The organism is Colwellia sp. MEBiC06753 (assembly GCF_053470325.1).
Map to the genome: position 1 here is coordinate 128,700 of NZ_JBQMTM010000005.1, position 20,709 is coordinate 149,408.

The window sequence follows — 20,709 nt, forward strand, 5'->3', positions numbered from 1 at the left end:
GAAATTCCTATTAACTGGCTTTATTCAGCATTAGTGTTACTAGCTCAGCAATGGTTGGTAATTGCTCTAGTGATTTGAGCTGACGTTGTAATTGTTGAATTTGAGGTTCAGGCAATGGGCGTAGGGCGCTTTTACAGGCGGCGATAAATTTTTCATCTTGCTGCTTTGTGGTCATTGGCCTTTCTGGATGACCTAGCACCGCCGGCAAGTGTTGCTGTAAGTGCTGCCCTGTACTTAAAGTTATAAAAACGGTTAACGGCGCAAGGGCATTTGGATCTTGGCAGTCATTTAGCTCTGTGGTGATTTTTGAGGCTAACGCTAAGCGCTCAGGGCAGCGCAGGGCTGATTCGTCGAAATCCTCCACTAATACGTTATGGGTTAAAAGGTATGTGGCGGCAATATAGCCATTACAAAGCTTGGCGTAACTGGCATCCATATCACTTTTGACTGGTCTTGCAACTAAACGATTAATCAGCGGTGTTGCAGAAATCTTGATCGCCTTAATATCATCAACACTAAAGCCATATTCTGCTTGCAAACAAGCCAAAGCATCGACAACACCATGGCCTGCGCGCCCTGTAGGGAAGGGTTTATGACTGACTTTTGTGATTTGGTATTCCTTACCAAGTTTGCTAGGAATAACGTCACGACAGTAGTCGGTTTCAAATAAATTGAAATAGCCGAACTGTCCCTCAAGAATATCTTTAGGACCATCAAAGCCTGCAAACGCTAAATTGGCCGCCGTAATAGCTGCTCTTGAGTTAACTGCAATTTGCATGGCGAGCATTGGTGAGCCTTCAACATGGGCTTGCATGGTGCCACTGATCTGACTGTAAGCAATGCCTAGAGCATTCGCTATCTCTGAACGGTTGGCCGACATCATGGCGCAAATTCCGGCGGTAGCGCCAATACAGCCACAAATTGATGGCCTAAAAAAGGCAAGTGGATTACTCACACTCTCACCAATTAAGGTGGCAATATCAACCGCCACAACAACACCAAGAATTAATTGTTCGCCGCTGAGGTTTTTATCTTCTGCATAAGCAGTCAGCGCTGATAAAATCGTGGCCATAGGGTGTACAACCGCGCCTTCGTGGACACAATCCCATTCTTGGTTATGAATTTGATAGCCGTTAACCATAGCGGCAGTTGCCACCGATACTTGCTCACCGGTTAGCCAAATGCTTGCTTTAGCACTTGACGTATTAGCTAAATTATTAAAATCGCCACTGGCGATTAGTGCCTTTTTCAACAGGTAGACTTTATCGACTCGAGAGCCACTTAGACCAACACCTATAGTGTCATAAATAAAGGTTTTCGCACTTGCAATAGCGCTATCGGGTAAGTGTTGATAGCGAGTTTCGCTGATATAGTTGATCATTTGTGCGATTAAACTGCTCATCGTTTGGCTCCAACAGGGGAAATTAATTGGCTAAACGCGTTAATCTTGGTGTTTTCATCAAATGAAAATTGATTAATAGCTGATACCGTATGTTCAGGAATATTACTTTGCGTTAATAAATATCTAGCTTTAGCTTTGATATGTTCAGCAGACATAGGCACCTCAGGATCGCCTAAGGTATCTTTGATTGACTCATTAACTTGTCCGCTTTGCTGCCCCAATTGATAACTAATTTGGCAACTAGCGCCAAAATGTCCGGGGTAATTATCTTCATGTTGGGATGAAACGTTAAGCTGAACTTTAGCCCGCGCTTGAATTACCTCGGAAGCATCAAGTACCGATGATTGATAATGGGCTAATTCAGGTTCTCCCCAAACGATAATGGCTGCGATAGCATGCTGAATACTGAATTTGGCTTCTATGGTAGTTGTCGGGGTTGTTTTATCACAAAAAGTTAACGCATCTTGATAAGTTGCTATCGAAACTTGAGTGATTTCAGCACCTCTGGGCAACTTATGCTGGCAACGTAAAAATGCATCAATGGCAGGGTGGGCATGTCGGCATGCTGGCCAAGGCTTAAAGCTAGTATCATAAATTAACCAGTTAGGCTGCGTTGCAACTAAATAGCTTGTATCTGCATCGGTTGATAGCACATTAAATACACCAGATTCACCTTCTAATATTTGATTAACACCACTAACACCACATTTAGCAAGCCATGCAACTTGCGCTGACATTTGGCTAGCACTGGCGTTATGCCATTGTTTGGTCATTACGTTTTCATGGCGCATTTGCCACAAGCCACTGGTGCGGCTGCCTAAGTTTCCTAGTGCAGATACAATTTGCTTGTCATCACAATCAAATAAATAACAGCAGGCATAGGTTGCACCAAAGGCGGCGCAAGTTGCAGTGTTATGAAAATGGCGATAATGGCTACGTCCGATAGCTTGGCCTACTCTAATGGCTATTTCATAACCGAGAATAATCGCTTCTAAAAACCGGTGAAAGCTAACGCCTTGCTGCTGTGCAATGGCTAATGCTGAGGGAATAATCACAGGGCCAGGGTGTAATATGGAACTGCGATGAATATCGTCCATTTCCAAAATATTGCCGAGAGCACCGTTATATAAGGCTGCGCTTAACCAGTCGAAGTGGCCTAAAAATATCGCATTACAATTACCACTCTGACTTAACACTAGGCTTGCTTGAAATGCTTTACCAGCGTCGGTATTAGCGCCGGCAGCAGCACAACCGAGCCAGTCAATGACATGTAAATAAGCGCGCTGATAATCATCAGCACAAAAGCGCTTATTACTAAGCAATCGAGTAAGTTCAGCGGTTAATGACATGGTTATATGTTCTAAATAAACTTAATTGTTATAATGATATAACATTTGTACTTTTGTTTTCAATAGAAAATAAAAAAGCCAGAGTAATATCCGGCTTTTTATGGTTGAAAGTGGTTGATTCTAGTTTAAATGCTTATAGTTTAGCTGATTTTCCGGTATCTGGATTAACCGGTGTTTTCCAAAGAAAACGTGCTAGTGCAATAAAGGCAATAATCACTAATAAACAGCGAATTGGGTTTTGATCTGGACGGATCCAAAATTCAGTATACCAACCCCAATAGGTGGTAATTTCCCAGTTATACCAAGCAACACCAGCTGCGCCAATAGCGTAACGAATCATCAGACCGACTTCGTTTTGTTTGGTATGTTTATAAAAAAGGTACACAGACCAAACAAAAATTGCCGCCGACAATGCATAAGTAGCAGGGTGCCAAGTTCCAGCAACACGTGGATCTAAAATTGTGATCATCACCACATACATAAACCAGTTAACAAAAATATACTCACTTGCGGCAATGCGCGCTGTTTGTGGTTTAATGCCTGCGGTAGGCTTGCCTAAACCTTCACGTAGGCCAAGCGTTTTTCTGATCCATAATAACATGCGACAGCGCATATCTTTTTGGAACATGGTTAACACTAAAATCGGTATTAAAAATAACCCTGAAATTTCTAGAATATTATGGGAGCCTAATAACACCGGAGTGCCTGCCGCATCTTTAACCATAGGTATATGGTTATTATGTTCAAAAAAGTCTAGTCCTAATTCAAACCAGCCATCCCAAATCAACATGGCGCCGAGAAAGCCCATAATTGAACCTTTAACTTCGTCCATCTTCAGGCCTTTGTAGACTATGACTACTCCAATAGCGCCGTAAATAAAACTGATTAAATACTTCCATGTAAATTCAGGTGGAAACATATAAATCAAGCTAACAACTACCATATGACTGATAGGTTTTTGCAAGGTTATAAACACATAGACTAAAATTGCTAATAACACCGTATTGGCACGAATACTGGTATTCGCTTGAGGTTGGCTTAACGCCTGCTCACTCATAAATATCTCCTATATACAGCATGAGAGTCACTGTTAAATTAACGTAAAAAATTGCTTTTGGCGATAATTAAAAGGAGCGCGTTGCACTCCTTTTTTGATTAGGATACGCCCTAAAGTTTAATTAAAAGTGTAACTTAGTCGAACACCCGCAATTCTTGGTGTTGGTAGAGTTGCATGAACGGCATATGGCACTGATTGGTAATCAGGCATAAAACCATAGTCAACGTTACCAACAGCGTGCTTAATAGTGTCATCGTCAAATAAGTTATTAACGTATGCAGTTACACTCCAGTTGTCACCTTGGAAACCAGCACTTAAATCCCATTCGCTGTATGCTGGTAACTGAGCATGTTCGCCACGGTCAACATTACGTTCTGACTTATATTGGCCGAATAATTCTACGAACGTATTCATGCCATATAATTCAGTGGTATAACGCGCATTTACGGTACCAGAATGCAGTGGTGATAGCGGTAATCGACTACCTGAGAAATCAGCTTCTGCATTGCCGGCAATCGCACGGTCTACATCAGAAATATTGGCATTAATATCTGATTGCTCAATTGCCTTAGCCACATTGAAGTCGGTATAACTGGCGTCAGAATATAAATAGGCAAATGATAATCGTAATTTCGGTGTTATTTGCCAAATTGATTCAAGTTCAAAACCTTTAACCTCGGTTTCACCCGCGTTAATTACAGAGACGTTAGCCATGCCGAATTCATTAACAAAGGTAAAAGGGACTTGTTGGTCAGTATAATCCCAATAGAAAATGCTAGTATTAACTAATACATTGTTTTCTGATGAAAATGCTTTTGCACCAATCTCATAAGCCCACAGTGTTTCCGGTCTGTATTCACCTGATGATACATCACCGTTAGCATCGGTTGTTGTGATACCGCCAGGTTTAAAGCCTTTCGAGGCCGACATATACGTAAATACAGTTTCATTAACTTTATAATCTAAGCTAAAGCGCGGTAAGAATGAACTATCACTGACACTATTTTTGGTTAAGTAATTGTCACCTAAAGCAAATTCGTTAGCGTCATGCTGATGCATTTCAAAAGGCGGCATACCTGGGAACGTAAAACTATAGTAAATAGCGTCGAAAGCTCTATCATCAGCATTACCGGTATAGTCGATAGTTTCATCTAAATAACGACCTTCAAATGTTAGGTTTAACTGGTCAGTTAATTCATAGTTAAATAGACCCGCTACTGACCAATGCTCAGTTTTACGTGTAATTGGCGTATAACGATTATCAGCGTAGCTAAATGGCGCTGTTTTCAGGTTTGAAATTGCACAACCTGGGCCACATGGAACAAATGAGTATACAGAGTCAACTAAGGTTTGCGCATTTGCCCCGTCACGTAACCAGGTTTGTGCGCCAAATAGCGTGGTCATCTCTTCTTGCCAATAAAGGCCAGAAAGCACCCAGTTAAAGCCATCACCGTAACCGGTGAAACGGAATTCCTGATTGATTTGTTCGACATCGTAAGAGGTGTCAACATCTAAATGGAAGCCTTGCTGAGAAATAGCAGGTGCCCACGGTGGCATGGCTGGAATTGACGTTACGCCAAAGTTTGTCACGTCAAAATCTTCTTGAACATAAGACTCACTTTTGGTGAAAGACGTATTAGAGACAAACGAAACATACTCGCCTTCCCATTCTATTTCTAACGCTGCACGAGTATTTTCAATGTCGGTACCAGAGAAATCTTTGCCAGTTCGAGGATCTGGGGATAGATCAAGCATGGCACTATCAGCACTGACTTCGCCTTTAATTATTGGACGACAGTTCGGCTGAGGCGGTAATCCTGGCGTAAACATCGCACCTGGATGGGTATTCCAGTAAGGCAATGCTTCGGCCATCGCACAGTCAACACCATTGCCATTACTATCAAATTCATACGGCAACATAGTTGCACCGTACTCTTTATTTAATGAACCAGTTAAGAACAAATTATTCATTGGATCGAATGGGTTATTAGGGTTCATGTACGACTCAGGGTTCATGGTGCTGATTGAAACCACAGGTCTTGGATCTAAATGCTGATCTGAATATTCACCACGGAAATAAAAGGTAAGGCTGTCATTTGGTAAATACAAGGCAGAAAGTGCTACACCTTTGGTGTCGCTACCGCCAAGGTTACCGCCAGTATTTGGATTGGTGTAATGGCCGTCACTGGCAGAATCAATTAATTTTATTCTGGCTGCGAACTCTTCTGTAATCGCTCCTTCAAAGCTAGCAGCAAGATCATAAATACCATCTTGTGCGACGTTTACGTCGAGCTTAGTGGTATTATGAAAACTTGGGCGCTTGGTTACATAGTTGATTGCGCCAGAGAAAGCACTACGACCATAGTTTACACTTTGTGGCCCTTTAACAACTTCAACTTGTTGTAAATCAAGTAGTTTCATATTAGCTGTCATACCACCACCAGGTAGGGTCATGGTTTCTGATGACACATCGATACCGTCAACTAAAATAGCAACGTTTGGGCGACCACGGTCTGTTGTTAAACCACGGATACTCGGTAGCGTTGAGTTTGGGGCTGCACCAATATCAAAAGCAACACCGTTGATATATTTGGCTACATCGTCTGATGACTGAATACCTTTTTCATCAATCTCTTTATTTGAAATAGCTGAAATTGCCAGTGGAATGGTTTCGATAGTTTCAGTGACTTTGCGGGTACGAACCTCAATTCGTTCGATCCCTGCGATACTATTATCAACGGTTTCTTGTTCCGCATAAGCGATGTTGGCTGCGCCAAGCTGCGTAAACAGTGCTGTTGTAATGGCGATGGAGAGTTTATCTCGTTTGTGCATGGCTACCTCGTTTTCTCGTTCAGAGTGGTTGCTTTTTATTGTTATAAACTTTGTTGTTTTATTAATGAGCTTTGTTACTTGCTTACAATTTAATCTACAACCTTTGCTATAATGTTGCAACATTAAAACATTATATTGTTATAATATTAATACAACTTGTATTTATGTTGTTGAAAATAAATAACAAAAATATTTTTTATTGAAAATTCTAATATGACAAATATTATTGTTATTGAGCGAGTACAGGCGATGAACGGTTAACGTGTTGTATCAACATGACTTGCAATTTTTACTCTATAGCCTGAATTTATTTAGGTGTCGCTGAAGTAGCTATATGTAATAAACAGCTAGAAGCGCCATAACCTAGTTAGGGTTATGGCTTTATTAAAGGAAGTTTAGGCACCACTTCGCAAGTATTGTTCTACTTCGCTAATACTGGGTTCATCTGCGTTAATTTCTTCTTGATCTTGCTGAAGAATTCTTAACACTCTGGCAAGGTAATGCTGGGTTTTCTCACTACGGTATTGAGTTTCTATCCCATCAGGAATAAAACCATCAACCTCAGCTCGCGTTAATATGCCTTTAGCTTCAAGAATTTTTTCAAGAGTAGCTATGCGCTCGTTAGCAACGTTCAATTCCATGGCAAGTGACATTGCAATTGAAAGCACTTGTTCAGTTTGCTTTTCAGCTAAAAAGTAAGGTCGTTGGCCTTTGGCTTTTTTATTGGCTAGTTTAATTTTTTCACTGGTTTCCATAATTATTCACCCTATCGTTATTTCCACACCTTATTTATTTCCATACCCCAAAGGCGTTCCATACTGGCGCTCGACCATAATCTTCGCCATCGTCACCACTTTCACGCTTACCAAAAATGGCTTCGTCGACTTTGGCGCGGACACCTGTTTCAAACATCTTATTTTTGAAACCGGCATTGGCGAGCAATGCGTTTAGATCAACTTCATGGGAAGCACCCCAAAAAGGTTCATTGTTGTAATAGGTATCCCAATCTCGGATAAATTGCTCATAAACTGGCATGTAGTCGTATTGCGGTTGCTCAAGATGTAACGTTAAACCTCCGGGTTTTAATAATCGCTCAATATTTTTCATTAATACCGGCATTGCTCTAGTTGATGTTTCGTGCCAGAACATGGCTGTAGTGATCAAATCAAAACTTTCATCGTCAAACTCTGATAGGTCTTCAGCATTTGCCTGGATAAAAGTGATGTTATCAACGCCAAGCGCTTTTGCACGTGCATGTGCGTAGCGAAGGCTAGGGCGTGCAACATCGACAGCAATGACTTCTGCTTCAGGAAATGCTTGGGCTAACGGCACTGCATTATGGCCGATAGTACAGCCGATATCTAAAATACGTTTAGGTTTGAAATCAGGCTGGCTTTGACTTAGCCATTGTGCAACTGCTTGACCACCGCCATCGCTTAACGCGCCAAGCAAACCCGCGGTGGTGACAAAAATACCTAAATCATAGCTAGCGGCGACCGTGACATCATTCTTGAAGTATTCGGTGTAATAGCATCCAGGCTGGCAGTGAATATCGACTGAGTTAACATAATTTGGCAGTTCAACACTGTCGTTTAAAACGAGTGTATCGGCGCCTTCATTTAACTGTTCCACTTTTTGACAAATCGTTTCTATTTGTCGCAATACTTGACTTCGACCTGCTTGATGGCGCATTTCCATGGTGTTTCGTCTTAGTGCACTCCACACTTGGAAATAATGATCATTAACCATTTCGGCGCGAATTTGGTGGCGATTTTCAGGCGCTTTACCATGCTGTTGCTGATACTTAGGCAGTACATTTTTTTCATAAGATTGCTTAACACTTGGCGCAACCTGGCTTGCAAGATGGACATTCAAATGGGTCAAGAAGTTTAGCCGCGCTGCTTCATCATGTTCGGCATCAGCGAATACTGCATGTTTAGTCAGGGCATGCCATGACGGTAGAGTGTTTGCTTTGGTCATAAATGCTCCAAATTATTAAGATGACGAAACTTGGCCGTCAATTATCGTTAATTCACTGAGTTCATAATGTGTCTGCATATAGCCGTCTACCCCTGCTTTTAAGAAGATATAATCATCATCAGCAGTGCACCATAAATTATACGGAGGGTGCTCTTCAGGGAGATTACCAGCGGTGTCGACCACTTGGAAATGACGTGCGTTAAATGTCCCTGCGGTAACAGTAATTTCTTCTTCGCCAACAAAACGAATACCAAAACCAGTTTTAAAAAGTAGTGGTCCTGTCGCGCCACGATGATCAGGTGATGTCAAGAATAGGTTAGGGAAAAAGGTTTTACCTGGACCTTGGCTTAAATCATAAAGCTTCATTAATAAGGCATCGCCAAAAATAGGGTGCGATTGTAGCCATTTTACTGGCGCTTCAACATCAATTTTTTGGCTGATGCGACCATCTCTTTGGTTATAGCTTTCGCATTCGACAAAACTGTCAGTAAAACGCATCCAACCACTACCTTCAAACTTATCACCTACCGATAACCTTAATGAACAATCGTGGGGGCTTGAGGTTTTAGTGTCCATTGCTATGACAACATCACGAATAACATTCGGGGCGTCATCAATTTCACAGTGTGCTTGCAATACGCTGATACCATCGTTTTGCTGAGTTAACGAAAAAAATTCACGACCACGCTCTTGGCCCATTCGCTCAGGTTTTCTCGACGTGTAAATAATTGACCCTTTAAACGTTTTCATTGTTGCTCCGCTATTTATTCGCCGCTAAATATTGTGCTAATGCTTGTGCCATTTCTTTAACACCATTGGCTACTGCTGGGTCTTGATTTACCCATTGCCACCAAGCGGTTAACAACTTAAAGTCTGCCAAGATGTTATCGCAGCCAAATAATTTGGGGGTTTCGATGGCAAAAAATAAACTACAAGCCAACGCAATATCACCAATAGTTAGCGAGCGCTCATTAATATTTGAGCACTCAGCTATCATTCGCTCGCCTTTTGCTAATACAGCTTTAATATCATTAATTTCATTTTCATGCTCTGCGGTACTTCCGGTGAGTAGCGCGACAAATAATGGGAATAGAGCAGGCCCCAAATGTAAATCTGCATAGCGACACAACATATTCATTTGAGCTATTTCAAGCGCAGAATCTGGACGCAATGGCGTTTGTGGATATTGCGCTTCTAAATATTCCATAATCGCCCACGACTCAGCGATATGGCTGCCATCTGCAAATTCCAATACCGGAATTTTGCCCAGTGGATATTTTGCTATAAACTCGGGCGTTCTAAGCGCTGGTGTTGGCGGGCAAATATCAATTGGCAAATCTTTCTTGTTAATCTGAATACGAACTCGGGTCGAAAATGGAGAAAAATTTGAGCTTAATAATTTCATTTTTTTTCCTATGGATTAATAAGATGGATACCTAATGCTGCGTTAATGATGAGCCCAAGCCAAATTAAATAGACAAATGGTCGCACCCGGCGCAGTGATGCATTTAAGGTTTGATCAACTTGTTCATTTGGACCGTCTTTTATCATTAGCATAAAGGCAGGCACAAACGGTTTTAACATGACGCGAATTCCTAAGCCACAAGCGACTAGTGCGGCAAATATTGCTAATTTCCATGCCAGATAATCAGCTTTGATCAAACCATCACCAACTAAGGATTCAATGGCGACATACGAAGCGATTGCGATAACACCAAGACGAAAATTAAAATCAAAGGTCGTTAACGGTTTAACGAATGCTTTACCGTGGCCGAAATGAATGGCAAGCACCATGGCAAGCCAAGCGAAACAAACAAGCCAAATGGCGATCATCGCCCATGCAGGCATGGTGAACAATCCGTTGTTATAAGCCATTTGAATACCAGGCGCTAAAATTAATGCCATGCAAATGCGTGGTCCTTGATCTACGCCCATCATAATGGTGAGTGCGGTAGAGCGTTGCTCTTTTGAAAGGCCTGGTTTAGCGACAAATCGAGATGCGTAAAAGGTACCTAAATCTCCGCCTAACCAATAGACAAAAAATACGATATGGATAAGTTTTAACAGTAAGTATTCAGTCATTGTGTATCTCGAAATGTCCAATAAAGCTTAGGCTTAGTGCATCAATAATACATAGCCGCGACATGTTAATTATGTAAAATTTTGGCGTAACTTCCTGAATGAAATATCAGTGGGTTGTCGCTATCGTTGGTATCAAAATCGAGGACGCGACCAACCATAATTATGTGATCGCCACCGTCATATTGATGCTCACATCGACATTGAAAACGGACGCAATATTCATCCAGTAACGGTACATTACCTAAACCTTCAGTAATATTGATACCGGCAAATTTGTCTTCCCCTTGGCGGGCAAATTTATTCGATAACGCTTGTTGGTCGTCTTTTAGTACATGAATAGCGTAATGACCATTGTCAGGAAATGACGGTAATGACCGCGCATTCTTATCAATACTCCATAAAATCAAAGGCGGATTAAGCGAGACGCTATTAAAGCTACTGGCTGTGATCCCTATATATTCATTATCTTGATTCTTGGTGGTAATAATGGTGACACCTGTTGGGAATTTTCCCAAGGCATGTCTAAATTCTTTTGGGCAAATATCAGGGTTAGTCATAAAACACCTTTTCTATACCATTGATTAAGCAATAGGCAATCCTTTGCCAAATTGGACTGGGAGTTATTTAACGTATTGAGCACCCAATACGGTTTCTTGTGGTGTCCACTCAAGTAAGCCAAAGGTGGTATATACCTCTTTATTACCTAGGTAAAACTGCCAAACGGAGCAAATACTATGTTGGTCATCAATGATGGTATCGCGGCTTTTTAATTTAAATGCTTCACCGTAAAAGTGTTGCGTGCTCCATAAATAGCGGCCATAAGCGCGACCATTACCAAATACATCTGGGCCCTCATACTGGTGAACATTTTCAACACGTGAACGTTGATAGCTAAACGTGCGCTCTATGGCACCTGTCATGGCAACGGTGATTTCGGCACTACGCAGTGTCAGCGGTCGATAATCAATAACAATATCCGTTGTGCCAAGACGTTCTTGGTCGCCATTATGTACTTCGAAGGTGCCACGCCATTGTCCAGATTCTTTAACCGGTAAAATAAATGGTTTTTTTGCGGCTTCTTGTTCTTTCTCAAGGAAGTCGGCAACCAACTTTTGCTCATCTTTATTGTTTTCGTGATCTTGTGTAACCACATAAAGACCATTAAAAACTGCGACTAAGGTGTCAGCTTCAAATAGCTGAGAAGAATAAACCTGAATACCTCGTTCCGGAATGATTAAGTTAACGGTGCGTAAATCGGTATTCCAGCCGGGAGAGTAATAATTAGAATCAACTAATAAACCATAAGGACGACCCGACCCCATAAAGTCTGGACCACAATACACACGGTTTTGATCTGAGTCGATTACCCCGAATTCAAAGCGAGCGCCGGCGGTATCAAAGCGGTTACGCAGTGGACCTGAATTTTGGAAGTTGGTTTCCATCCAATAAGTGACTTTATCGCCTTCAAAGACACTGGCACGATTAACTTTATTAAAGCCGGTATGACCACCATCGACATCAAAAACTGAGGGTAAGCCATGCCACTCACCAGTGATGGCTTGTTGAAATTTACTCGGTTGTTGCTTTGACATAATAATTCCTTAAAACCTGTTTAGAAAAATGCCTGTAGGCCAGTTTGGGCACGACCTAAAATTAAACCGTGAATGTCGTAAGTGCCCTCATAGGTATTGACGGTTTCTAAATTAATCATGTGGCGAATAACGTGGAATTCATCGGCAATACCATTACCACCATGCATATCACGTGCGATACGGGCAATTTCTAGTGACTTACCACAATTATTACGTTTAACCAGCGAAATCATGGTTGGATCCCAATCGCCTGTATCGATTAATCGCCCAACACGTAGTGATGCTTGCAAACCTAAGGTAATTTCAGTTTGCATATTGGCAAGTTTGGTTTGGAAAAGTTGGGTTTGAGCGAGAGGTTTGCCAAACTGATGACGATCTAAACCATATTGACGTGCACGATGCCAGCAGTCTTCAGCGGCACCTAATGCGCCCCAAGAAATACCATAACGCGCCATATTTAAACAGCTAAATGGGCCTTTTAAACCACGAACCTCTGGAAACATGTTTTCTTCTGGCACAAAGACATTATCCATCACTATTTCGCCAGTAATCGATGCCTTTAATGACATCTTGCCTTCAATTTTTGGCGCAGATAAGCCTTGCATGCCTTTTTCTAAAACAAAGCCACATATTTGATTATTTTCGGCTTCATTCTTTGCCCAAACGACAAATACATCGGCAATAGGGGAGTTGGTGATCCACATTTTTGAGCCAGTTAAGCGGTAACCACCGTCAACTTTTTTGGCGCGGGTTTTCATACCAGCAGGATCAGAGCCTGCATCAGGTTCAGTTAAACCAAAACAGCCAATCCATTCACCGGTTGCGAGTTTAGGTAAATATTTTTCTTTTTGAGCTTCGCTACCCCAAGTATAAATAGGGTGCATGACCAAGGATGACTGTACGCTCATAGCGCTGCGATAGCCTGAGTCAACACGTTCCACTTCGCGAGCCACTAAGCCATAGGAAACATAGTTAACCCCAGAACAGCCATACCCCTTAATTGTCGCACCTAGTAAACCTATTTCACCAAATTGGCGCATAATGTTAGGATTAAAGTGCTCTTCTCTGGTTGCTGTTAAAATACCTGGAAGGAGTTCTTCTTGACAGAATGCGTGAGCAGTATCCCTGATCATTATTTCGTCTTCAGACAATTGATCATTTAATAATAAAATGTCATCCCAATTGCTTAACATACTCATAGGTATAACCTTGCGTTAAATTAATAATAAAGTTTGTGGTATCTTATATTGAACATAATGTTATATCAATGGTACATTTCATATAATTTAGTTAAATACTCATTTGTGAATACTTTAATATGATAGACAAGTTCAATTTGTCACGGCTGCTGAGGTAATAATATGGAAACAACAACAAAAACAGCGAAAGAAATATACTTTGATGTCAAGAATAACCCGGCACGGAAAAAGTTTGGTTTTGGTAACAAAGCGGTGCTGGTTAATATTGATCCGCAAAAAGCGTATACCTGTGTTGATGAGTTTAAAACGGCTTATCAAACCGACCCAAACCAAATGCATTATATCAATGAACTTGCTAAACGATTTCGCGCTAAAGGTTGGCCAGTTGTTTGGACTCATGTTGCTTATATGGCATCGGGCGAAGACGCCGGTATTTGGGGAACTAGAACGGATACTGAAGACTCATTGCAAAATATTAAATTTAATTCACGTCGCAGTGAGTTTGATGATCGATTGGAAATTGATCGCGAAAAAGACGTTATTTATCTTAAAAAAATGCCGTCAGCTTTCTTTGAAACGCAATTGCAGTCATTGCTGGTTTGGCACCAAGTTGACACTGTTATTTTAACTGGGGGGTCAACTTCTGGCTGTATTCGAGCAACCGCCGTTGATTCGCTATCAAGAGGTTATCGCACCATAGTGCCAGAGCAATGTGTTGCCGATAAACATGAAAGCTATCATTACGCTAATTTAACTGACTTATCGTTAAAGTACGCGGACGTAGAAGATATTGAGACGGTTACTGCTTGGTTAGATAGCATTTAATATTAGGTGATCATGATGAAAGCAAACCCAGGATATTACGATTATTGGCCTTATTTAAACCGACCCAAAATTAACTGGCCAAATGGTGCAAAAGTCGCGTTTTGGCTGGCGCCTAATATTGAATTTTATGAGCTTAACCCTCCGAAAAACCCACATCGCGCAGCGTGGCCACAGCCGTACCCAGCAATTCAAGGTTATGGTATTCGTGATTATGGTAATAGGGTCGGGCATATTCGCCAAATGGAGTTGCTTGATAAATATGGTATTCGAGGCTCTGTGTCTTTATCTACTGCACTTTGTCAGCACCACCCAGAAATCATCACCATGTGTAAAGAGCGAGATTGGGAGTTTTTCAGTCATGGCATTTATAACACGCGTTATACCTACGGCATGAGTGAACAACAAGAGCGCGATATGATTAAAGACTCAATGGAGACAATTTATCAGCATACCGGCCAAAAATGCGCAGGCTATTTAGCGCCGGCGCTGTCACATTCTGATCATACCATTGATTTATTTGCCGAAGTGGGCACTGAGCTTTTTGGTGAAGAAAATGCCGGTATTTATACTTGTGATTTATTTCATGACGACCAGCCAACGCCAATTCATACTCGCAGTGGCAAACGCTTTGTGTCCATTCCATACTCGTTAGAAATGAACGATACCATTGCCTATGTGGTGAATAAAATTGAACCACGTCGTTACGGTGAAATTATCCAGCGTAACTTTGATAGGCTCTATCAAGAAGGGGCAAACTCCGGCACAGTAATGTGTATTCCAACCCACAATTATCAAGTCAGTTGTCCGCATCGCATTAAAGCATTTGAAACCGCGCTCGATTACATCACCTCTCACCCTGATGTATGGGTTGCCACAGGCCGCGAGATTGCCGAGTACTACCTTGAACATTGCTATCAAGCGTCTATTAAACATATCAAGCAAGTTGCCGAACACGGAGTTAAATAATGTCTGACAAACAATTACCTCAAGATTATTTATCTTATGCTGAACGCTCATACGGCATGGATCATCAATGGTATGATTGGTCAATGCTACAACAGCGTAAAACGGTAACATGGCCAGATAATAAGAAATTGGCGTTGTGGTTAAATGTCTCAGTGCAATATTTCCCACTTGATCAAAAAGGTGTGCCTTATAAAGTACCGGGGGGCATGACCATGCCGTATCCTGATTTACGCCATTTTAGTTTGCGTGATTATGGTAATCGCGTTGGCATTTTCCGCATTTTAGCTGCCCTTGATAACTTTGGCATTACACCGACTTTTGCAATTAACAGCCGCCTTGTTGAACAAGCGCCGCAACTAGTGAGTTTTCTAGCGGAAAGAAATAACGAAATTATCTGCCATGGCTGGGATATGGACACACTGCATTATGGTGACGCGCAGCAGGCGCTCGCTAATCAAGAACAAGCATTAATTGCCAAATCACTGAACAGCTTACGAGAGTTTACTGGACAAGCTATAACTGGCTGGCTAAGTCCTGCAAAAAATCAAAGTGAATTAACCCCAAGTTTGTTAAAACAACACGGCATTGAGTACTGTTGTGATTGGGTCAATGACGATATGCCATATCAATTTAATACGCAGCACGGCCAATTGTGGAATATGCCGATATCAACTGAACTTGATGATCAATTTATTTTACAATCTAACTTGCACAGTGAAAGCTCTTACCTTGAACAAATTTGTGATGCCTGTGATTATCTACTGGCAGAAGCCGAGCGTGAAGGCGGGCGAATTTTAGCATTAAATATTCACCCCTGGTTGCTTGGTCAACCGCATCGTATTGGTATACTTGAGCAAGCGCTTGAATATATTTCTTCAAAAGCTGGTATATGGACTTGCTCTAGCAGTGAAATATTAGCGTTTGTTAAGTCGAAAGCAACTTAGAGGTAGACTATCAATGAAAGCTGTTTTTTTAGATGCTAAAACCATCAGCGAAGATATTTCTTTATGCGCTATTAGTGATTTAGTTGATGAATTTACATGCTATCCAACCACTTCATATGACCAAGTAATAGAACGGTTACTTGGGGCGCAAATTGTTATCACGAATAAAGTGGCTCTCGATGAATGTACTTTATCTAAACTACCTAATTTGAAACTAATTTGTGTCGCTGCAACAGGAATGGATAATATTAATATTATCGCTGCGGAAAAGATGGGGATTGTTGTAAAAAACGTATCTGGCTATGCTGAATATAGTATAGCCCAGTATGTATTTTCACAAATTCTAAATCATTTTCACTCAATTGAAAGTCACAATGAAGCTACCAAAAATGGTTTATGGCAACAAGCGGATGTTTTTTGTTTACATGGAGAGCCAATTGTAGAGTTAAAGAATAAAACCTTAGGTTTGATTGGCTATGGAGTGCTAGCAAATGCAGTAGAACGTGTTGCAATAGCATTTGGCATGAATGTTTTAGTTGCTGAGAGAAAAGGAGTTATAGAGGTTCGAGAAAATAGAGTGACATTTGAGTACTTATTACAAGAAGCTGATATTGTAAGTATTCATTGTCCTTTGGTCGAGGAAACAGAAAATTTGATAAACAACTACGCATTAAAGTTAATGAAGCCTGAAGCCATACTTATTAATACTGCACGAGGTGCTATTGTTAATTCAGAAGATTTAAAAGCGGCATTACTAAATAATGAAATTGCATTAGCAGTGTTAGATGTATTAGAACTAGAGCCTCCAGCACATGATCACCCATTGTTATCAGTTAATATTCCAAACTTAAAAGTTACTGGGCACATAGCGTGGGCAACAATTGAGTCTCAACAGCGCTTAATAAAGTCAATAGCTGCAAATATTAGTGAGTTTTATAAACATGAAAATCAGAAGCTTATTGACGCACTGGGATCTACACTCATTTAATTATATTGGTCACCGATAATTTGACATTTCTTCACGATTACTATTTTCCAAGGACCTGGTACGACCGAAAGATTATCGGCAATGGGTCTTCCATGGGCACAGATGTTTTAGGTTTATGCATAAGAATAAAAAGTCATCTAACAAAGACGAACTAATAATTTATGAGGTAAAAGCGCGCCTTTCTGAGAACAATGCCTGAAATACTTTGCCAACAGCAATTGATGACAGCTCAAAAGATTAGGCTAGACTTGTAGAATCGTTAAACGGCGCAAAGGTTATGCGATCAGAAAGATTTTGCTGTAACAAGTATAGTCTCAAGGTACCAACAAAATGTTAAACCCCCATATAAAACAAATTTTGGAGCTGTGGCGGTTCTTACTGATCGTTCATATTGTATAGATACTTTTGATAAAGCATCTACTCAGGAACAATATGACCTTTAAAACTTTCAATGGAAATAATATGGAAACTTTCTTGAGTGAATTTCATTAAATTTAATCATGAAAATCACGGTCATCTGAGTCTAGGCCGATTTAAATAACAAATGAGTAAATTTAAAAATTAAATAATCATTTGGTTTTAAAATGCCGTTTATAGTTAACTACCTTCCCCATTTTTGCGTACCCTTATACAGTGTATTATCTTTAATATTGAGCAAATAACTATTTGATTTTATTGTTCTTAAATTTCCAGTTATTCTTGTTTTTCTGACGTGATAAAATTCAGGTTTGTTATTTAAGGTATTGAATTTTATATGTATTATTGTAATTGGTGTGGTATTCCAGACACACAGCCCATTAGTAGACTCTATTGCAGTTAAACGCCGCGGTGATGTTCGTCAATCTAAACTTTACTACTTACGCGAGCGCTCTGGCCGTTCTGCACGTATCAAAGAGAAATTGGCGAAGAAGTAATTTTTACACTTGTAAAAAGTTTTACTTTTATACCCCAGAAAAAGCCCGAGCAATGCTCGGGCTTTTTGTTATTGCGTAACCTATCCGTAACCTAATCCAGTACTTACTTAACCAGAGGTTACTCATTTAGCCGTATCGCTTTAAAACGTATATGTGATTGAAGCTTTTATATTTCTTGGTAAACCCGGAAAATATCGTTCTTGCGTAAAGCTAGTGTAATTTGCACGCTCCGCGTAATACCTATCGGTTAGGTTTTCTACATTAAGATTGAGTTTTAATTTTTGTGTTATTTCAACCATTGCTCTTGCATGCAACAGGATGTGACCAGCATAACTCGCAGTGTTTTCAGGGTTTAAGAAATACTCATCAACATATTGCCCATGTAATTCAGCATACCAATTGGATAATTGATAGCGTGCAAAAACATTGACCAACCAGCGAGGGGCATTGGCAATTTCATTGCCGGTTATATTTTCCTGACTTAAATTTGGGTTATTGCTGTAAGTATGTCTGCTGTAACTGAAGTTAGCTGATATTTCGAAAGCATTTTTCAGCTCGGTTTCAACACCAAATTCAATGCCTTGATGTTTGGTTTTGCCATCGCTGGTATAAAAAAAGTTATTGTCACGCAAGATCACATCTGATTTCTCATACCAATAAGCTTGCAAATTAACCTGAGTGTTTTTTGTGCTTACTCGCCAACCACCATCTAATGCAATAATCGTTTCCGGCTCTAAATCAGAGATACTTTGCTCTCGTTGCAAGCGATAAAGCTCAGTAGATTGTGGCGCTCTAAAGCCATGGCTTAGATTAATAAACCCTTGATAGTTATCTTTTTGATAAATAAAGCCTAATTTAGGTGAAGCAATTGTATAACTATCTTTGCTGCTTTCTGGTCGGTTAAAACGGCAGCCACCAAAGCCACATGGTTCGCCTTTTTCATCCAAACGTCCTGCGCCCATCTTATTGGTATAATCAAAATTAATTTGCTCTAACCTAAGACCAGTATCCAGCTGCCAGGTTGTAGATAGCTGATACTCAATACCTGCAAATGCAGCCAACGTCATCGTTTCAACTTTATAATCGTAATGTTTACCTTGTGGAATAGTTGCCTTTAAAAATGCTGAACCTTGAGTGGGTGAAAATTGCTCTTCTAAAAGCGACATATCTGAATATTCAAGATCTAGCCCGATATTTAGGTTTGCATGTTCAGTTATCTGATATTGTTTTTGAGTTTGGATGCCTAAGCTATGGTGACGATTTTTCTCAATCGGTTTACCTGGTACAAAATGTTGAAGAAATTCCATCTCTGAATACCGAGCGAACGGTGAAATGTGCCAGCCATTTATCAGGCTATATCGTTGAGACAACCTAATCGAGTTGGCATCTCTATATGCTTCAGGATTTGGGTTTGTGCGCCTGACCTCATCATCTTTATAGCTGTTTTTCCCGACTAAATAACCAGCGGTTTCTTGATTGAGGTTAGTGGCGGTCAGTGAAGTTTCTACATCAAACTCTTGAAAAGCTGCCAAATGAAATATCGATAATTTTTGCTGGGTAAAACCCGAGTCATTTCTATAGCCACCGCTATTGGTAAGTGAGGAGGAAACGGCTAGATTTTCATTATTTGCTAAAAAACTCAGTTGTTGATAATCCCACTCCCCAAATGTGCTCTTAATGAATGGCTCTCTAGATATTGAAGCTGGTTGAATAATGTTGACTACACCATGTATGCCATTACTTCCGTAAAACATAGAGGAGGGCCCTTTGATTATCTCGATACGCTCTGCCAATTCAAAATGGCTTTCAAAAAGCTCATTGACGTTACAAAAACCAGTAGGACGTAAAGGAATGCCGTTTTCCATGGTCAAAAAGCTGCCACAAGCACCAGCGCCAGAAAGTACGGGTGAGCGAATAGCCAATAACATCTCTTGACCTGAATTGCGATTAATAAAGACACCCGCCTCTTGATTAAGCAACTGTTGAATATGGTCAACTTGCGTGGCCTCAATCTGGTCAGTAGTCATTAACGCGATCGATCTGCTAACGCCTGTCAATGGCTGTGCCGAGCGGGTATTTGAAATAGTAATAGTTTCTATATCATTCGTATGAGCTTGCGCCTGAGTGGTGAAAATAGCTATCGTGAAGGTAAATATCGGTGCAATAGCAATAACGTTTGGAAATTGTTTACAACGCAAACTTTTCTTAAAAATCATAAGATATATAAGACCTGTATTTGTGATTAATTGGTTGGGCAAGTGTGTTGAGTATGTAAATTGAGTTATTCGTTATTGTAATAATTTAACTAAAGGCTCCGTTCAATTTAAATGCAGTTTATTGGCAGGGGTAAAATGCCAAGAAAAAGTTAAAAGCAGAATTTAAACATAAATGAGCTAAACGAGTCATCAATTGTATTAGCTAGGGCTAATTAAACAATAATTAATTATCTGGTCATGAAATGTCTAGTGGCAAATAACTAGTTATCTTCTGTGCAGTAAGCCACTTACAGTAAAATTAGAAGTGATAACTGGAGCTCTTAGCTAAGTAAGAGGGGGCGTTCGTCAATCTAAACTTTCCCT

General features: G+C 40.5%; 18 protein-coding genes. 5 read left to right on the plus strand and 13 right to left on the minus strand.

Going from position 1 to position 20,709, the window contains the following annotated elements:
• Window positions 1-10 precede the first annotated feature (10 nt).
• The 12 genes from ACOB82_RS06105 to ACOB82_RS06160 all read right to left on the minus strand — a co-directional run bounded on the left by ACOB82_RS06105 (window position 11) and on the right by ACOB82_RS06160 (window position 13,487).
• Complete coding sequence (locus ACOB82_RS06105) at window positions 11-1,402, minus strand: MmgE/PrpD family protein (RefSeq protein WP_448212056.1); 1,392 nt, start codon at window positions 1,400-1,402, stop codon at window positions 11-13.
• A complete protein-coding gene (locus ACOB82_RS06110) occupies window positions 1,399-2,751 on the minus strand; it encodes an MmgE/PrpD family protein (RefSeq protein WP_448212057.1) in 1,353 nt (450 codons plus the stop codon). Before ACOB82_RS06110 ends, ACOB82_RS06105 begins: the two co-directional genes overlap by 4 nt.
• A 133-nt stretch (window positions 2,752-2,884) precedes the next feature.
• Entirely contained in the window at window positions 2,885-3,808 is a 924-nt protein-coding gene (locus ACOB82_RS06115) for a hypothetical protein (RefSeq protein ID WP_448212058.1), read from the minus strand.
• A gap of 117 nt (window positions 3,809-3,925) precedes the next feature.
• Complete coding sequence (locus ACOB82_RS06120) at window positions 3,926-6,640, minus strand: TonB-dependent receptor (RefSeq protein WP_448212059.1); 2,715 nt, start codon at window positions 6,638-6,640, stop codon at window positions 3,926-3,928.
• 395 nt (window positions 6,641-7,035) lie between these two features.
• Window positions 7,036-7,395 (minus strand): hypothetical protein, encoded by a 360-nt coding sequence (locus ACOB82_RS06125; RefSeq protein WP_448212060.1) that lies wholly within the window; start codon window positions 7,393-7,395, stop codon window positions 7,036-7,038.
• Between the two features lie 34 nt (window positions 7,396-7,429).
• Complete coding sequence (locus tag ACOB82_RS06130) at window positions 7,430-8,620, minus strand: class I SAM-dependent methyltransferase (protein ID WP_448212061.1); 1,191 nt, start codon at window positions 8,618-8,620, stop codon at window positions 7,430-7,432.
• 15 nt (window positions 8,621-8,635) lie between these two features.
• A complete protein-coding gene (locus tag ACOB82_RS06135; RefSeq protein ID WP_448212062.1) occupies window positions 8,636-9,370 on the minus strand; it encodes a hypothetical protein in 735 nt (244 codons plus the stop codon).
• 10 nt (window positions 9,371-9,380) lie between these two features.
• Complete coding sequence (locus tag ACOB82_RS06140; protein ID WP_448212063.1) at window positions 9,381-10,025, minus strand: glutathione S-transferase family protein; 645 nt, start codon at window positions 10,023-10,025, stop codon at window positions 9,381-9,383.
• 8 nt (window positions 10,026-10,033) lie between these two features.
• Window positions 10,034-10,702: a hypothetical protein gene (locus ACOB82_RS06145; protein ID WP_448212064.1), complete on the minus strand. Its 669-nt coding sequence runs from the start codon at window positions 10,700-10,702 to the stop codon at window positions 10,034-10,036.
• A 65-nt stretch (window positions 10,703-10,767) separates the two neighbouring features.
• A complete protein-coding gene (locus ACOB82_RS06150) occupies window positions 10,768-11,259 on the minus strand; it encodes a flavin reductase family protein (protein WP_448212065.1) in 492 nt (163 codons plus the stop codon).
• A gap of 63 nt (window positions 11,260-11,322) precedes the next feature.
• Window positions 11,323-12,294, minus strand: a complete 972-nt coding sequence (locus tag ACOB82_RS06155; protein ID WP_448212066.1) for a hypothetical protein — start codon at window positions 12,292-12,294, stop codon at window positions 11,323-11,325.
• A gap of 20 nt (window positions 12,295-12,314) precedes the next feature.
• Window positions 12,315-13,487, minus strand: a complete 1,173-nt coding sequence (locus ACOB82_RS06160) for an acyl-CoA dehydrogenase (protein WP_448212107.1) — start codon at window positions 13,485-13,487, stop codon at window positions 12,315-12,317.
• 168 nt (window positions 13,488-13,655) lie between these two features.
• Here ACOB82_RS06160 and ACOB82_RS06165 point away from each other — a divergent pair, with 168 nt between their 5' ends.
• From ACOB82_RS06165 to ACOB82_RS06185, 5 genes are all read left to right on the plus strand, one after another.
• Entirely contained in the window at window positions 13,656-14,318 is a 663-nt protein-coding gene (locus ACOB82_RS06165; protein ID WP_448212067.1) for an isochorismatase family protein, read from the plus strand.
• 15 nt (window positions 14,319-14,333) lie between these two features.
• The gene (locus ACOB82_RS06170; protein ID WP_448212068.1) at window positions 14,334-15,284 is read left to right on the plus strand and encodes a polysaccharide deacetylase family protein; all 951 of its coding nucleotides are present in this window, start codon (window positions 14,334-14,336) and stop codon (window positions 15,282-15,284) included.
• On the plus strand, window positions 15,284-16,228 hold the full coding sequence (locus ACOB82_RS06175; protein ID WP_448212069.1) for a polysaccharide deacetylase family protein: 945 nt from the start codon (window positions 15,284-15,286) through the stop codon (window positions 16,226-16,228). The genes ACOB82_RS06170 and ACOB82_RS06175 overlap by 1 nt, the downstream gene beginning before the upstream one ends.
• Window positions 16,229-16,241: 13 nt before the next feature.
• Entirely contained in the window at window positions 16,242-17,216 is a 975-nt protein-coding gene (locus ACOB82_RS06180) for a D-2-hydroxyacid dehydrogenase (protein ID WP_448212070.1), read from the plus strand.
• A gap of 728 nt (window positions 17,217-17,944) precedes the next feature.
• Window positions 17,945-18,130 carry a 50S ribosomal protein L19 gene (locus tag ACOB82_RS06185; protein ID WP_448212071.1) on the plus strand — a complete coding sequence of 62 codons (186 nt, stop codon included), beginning with the start codon at window positions 17,945-17,947 and terminating at the stop codon, window positions 18,128-18,130.
• Between the two features lie 140 nt (window positions 18,131-18,270).
• On the opposite strand, the gene ACOB82_RS06190 is transcribed toward ACOB82_RS06185, so the two are convergent.
• Window positions 18,271-20,328, minus strand: coding sequence for a TonB-dependent receptor (locus ACOB82_RS06190; protein WP_448212072.1), 2,058 nt, complete (start codon window positions 20,326-20,328; stop codon window positions 18,271-18,273).
• Window positions 20,329-20,709: the final 381 nt, after the last annotated feature.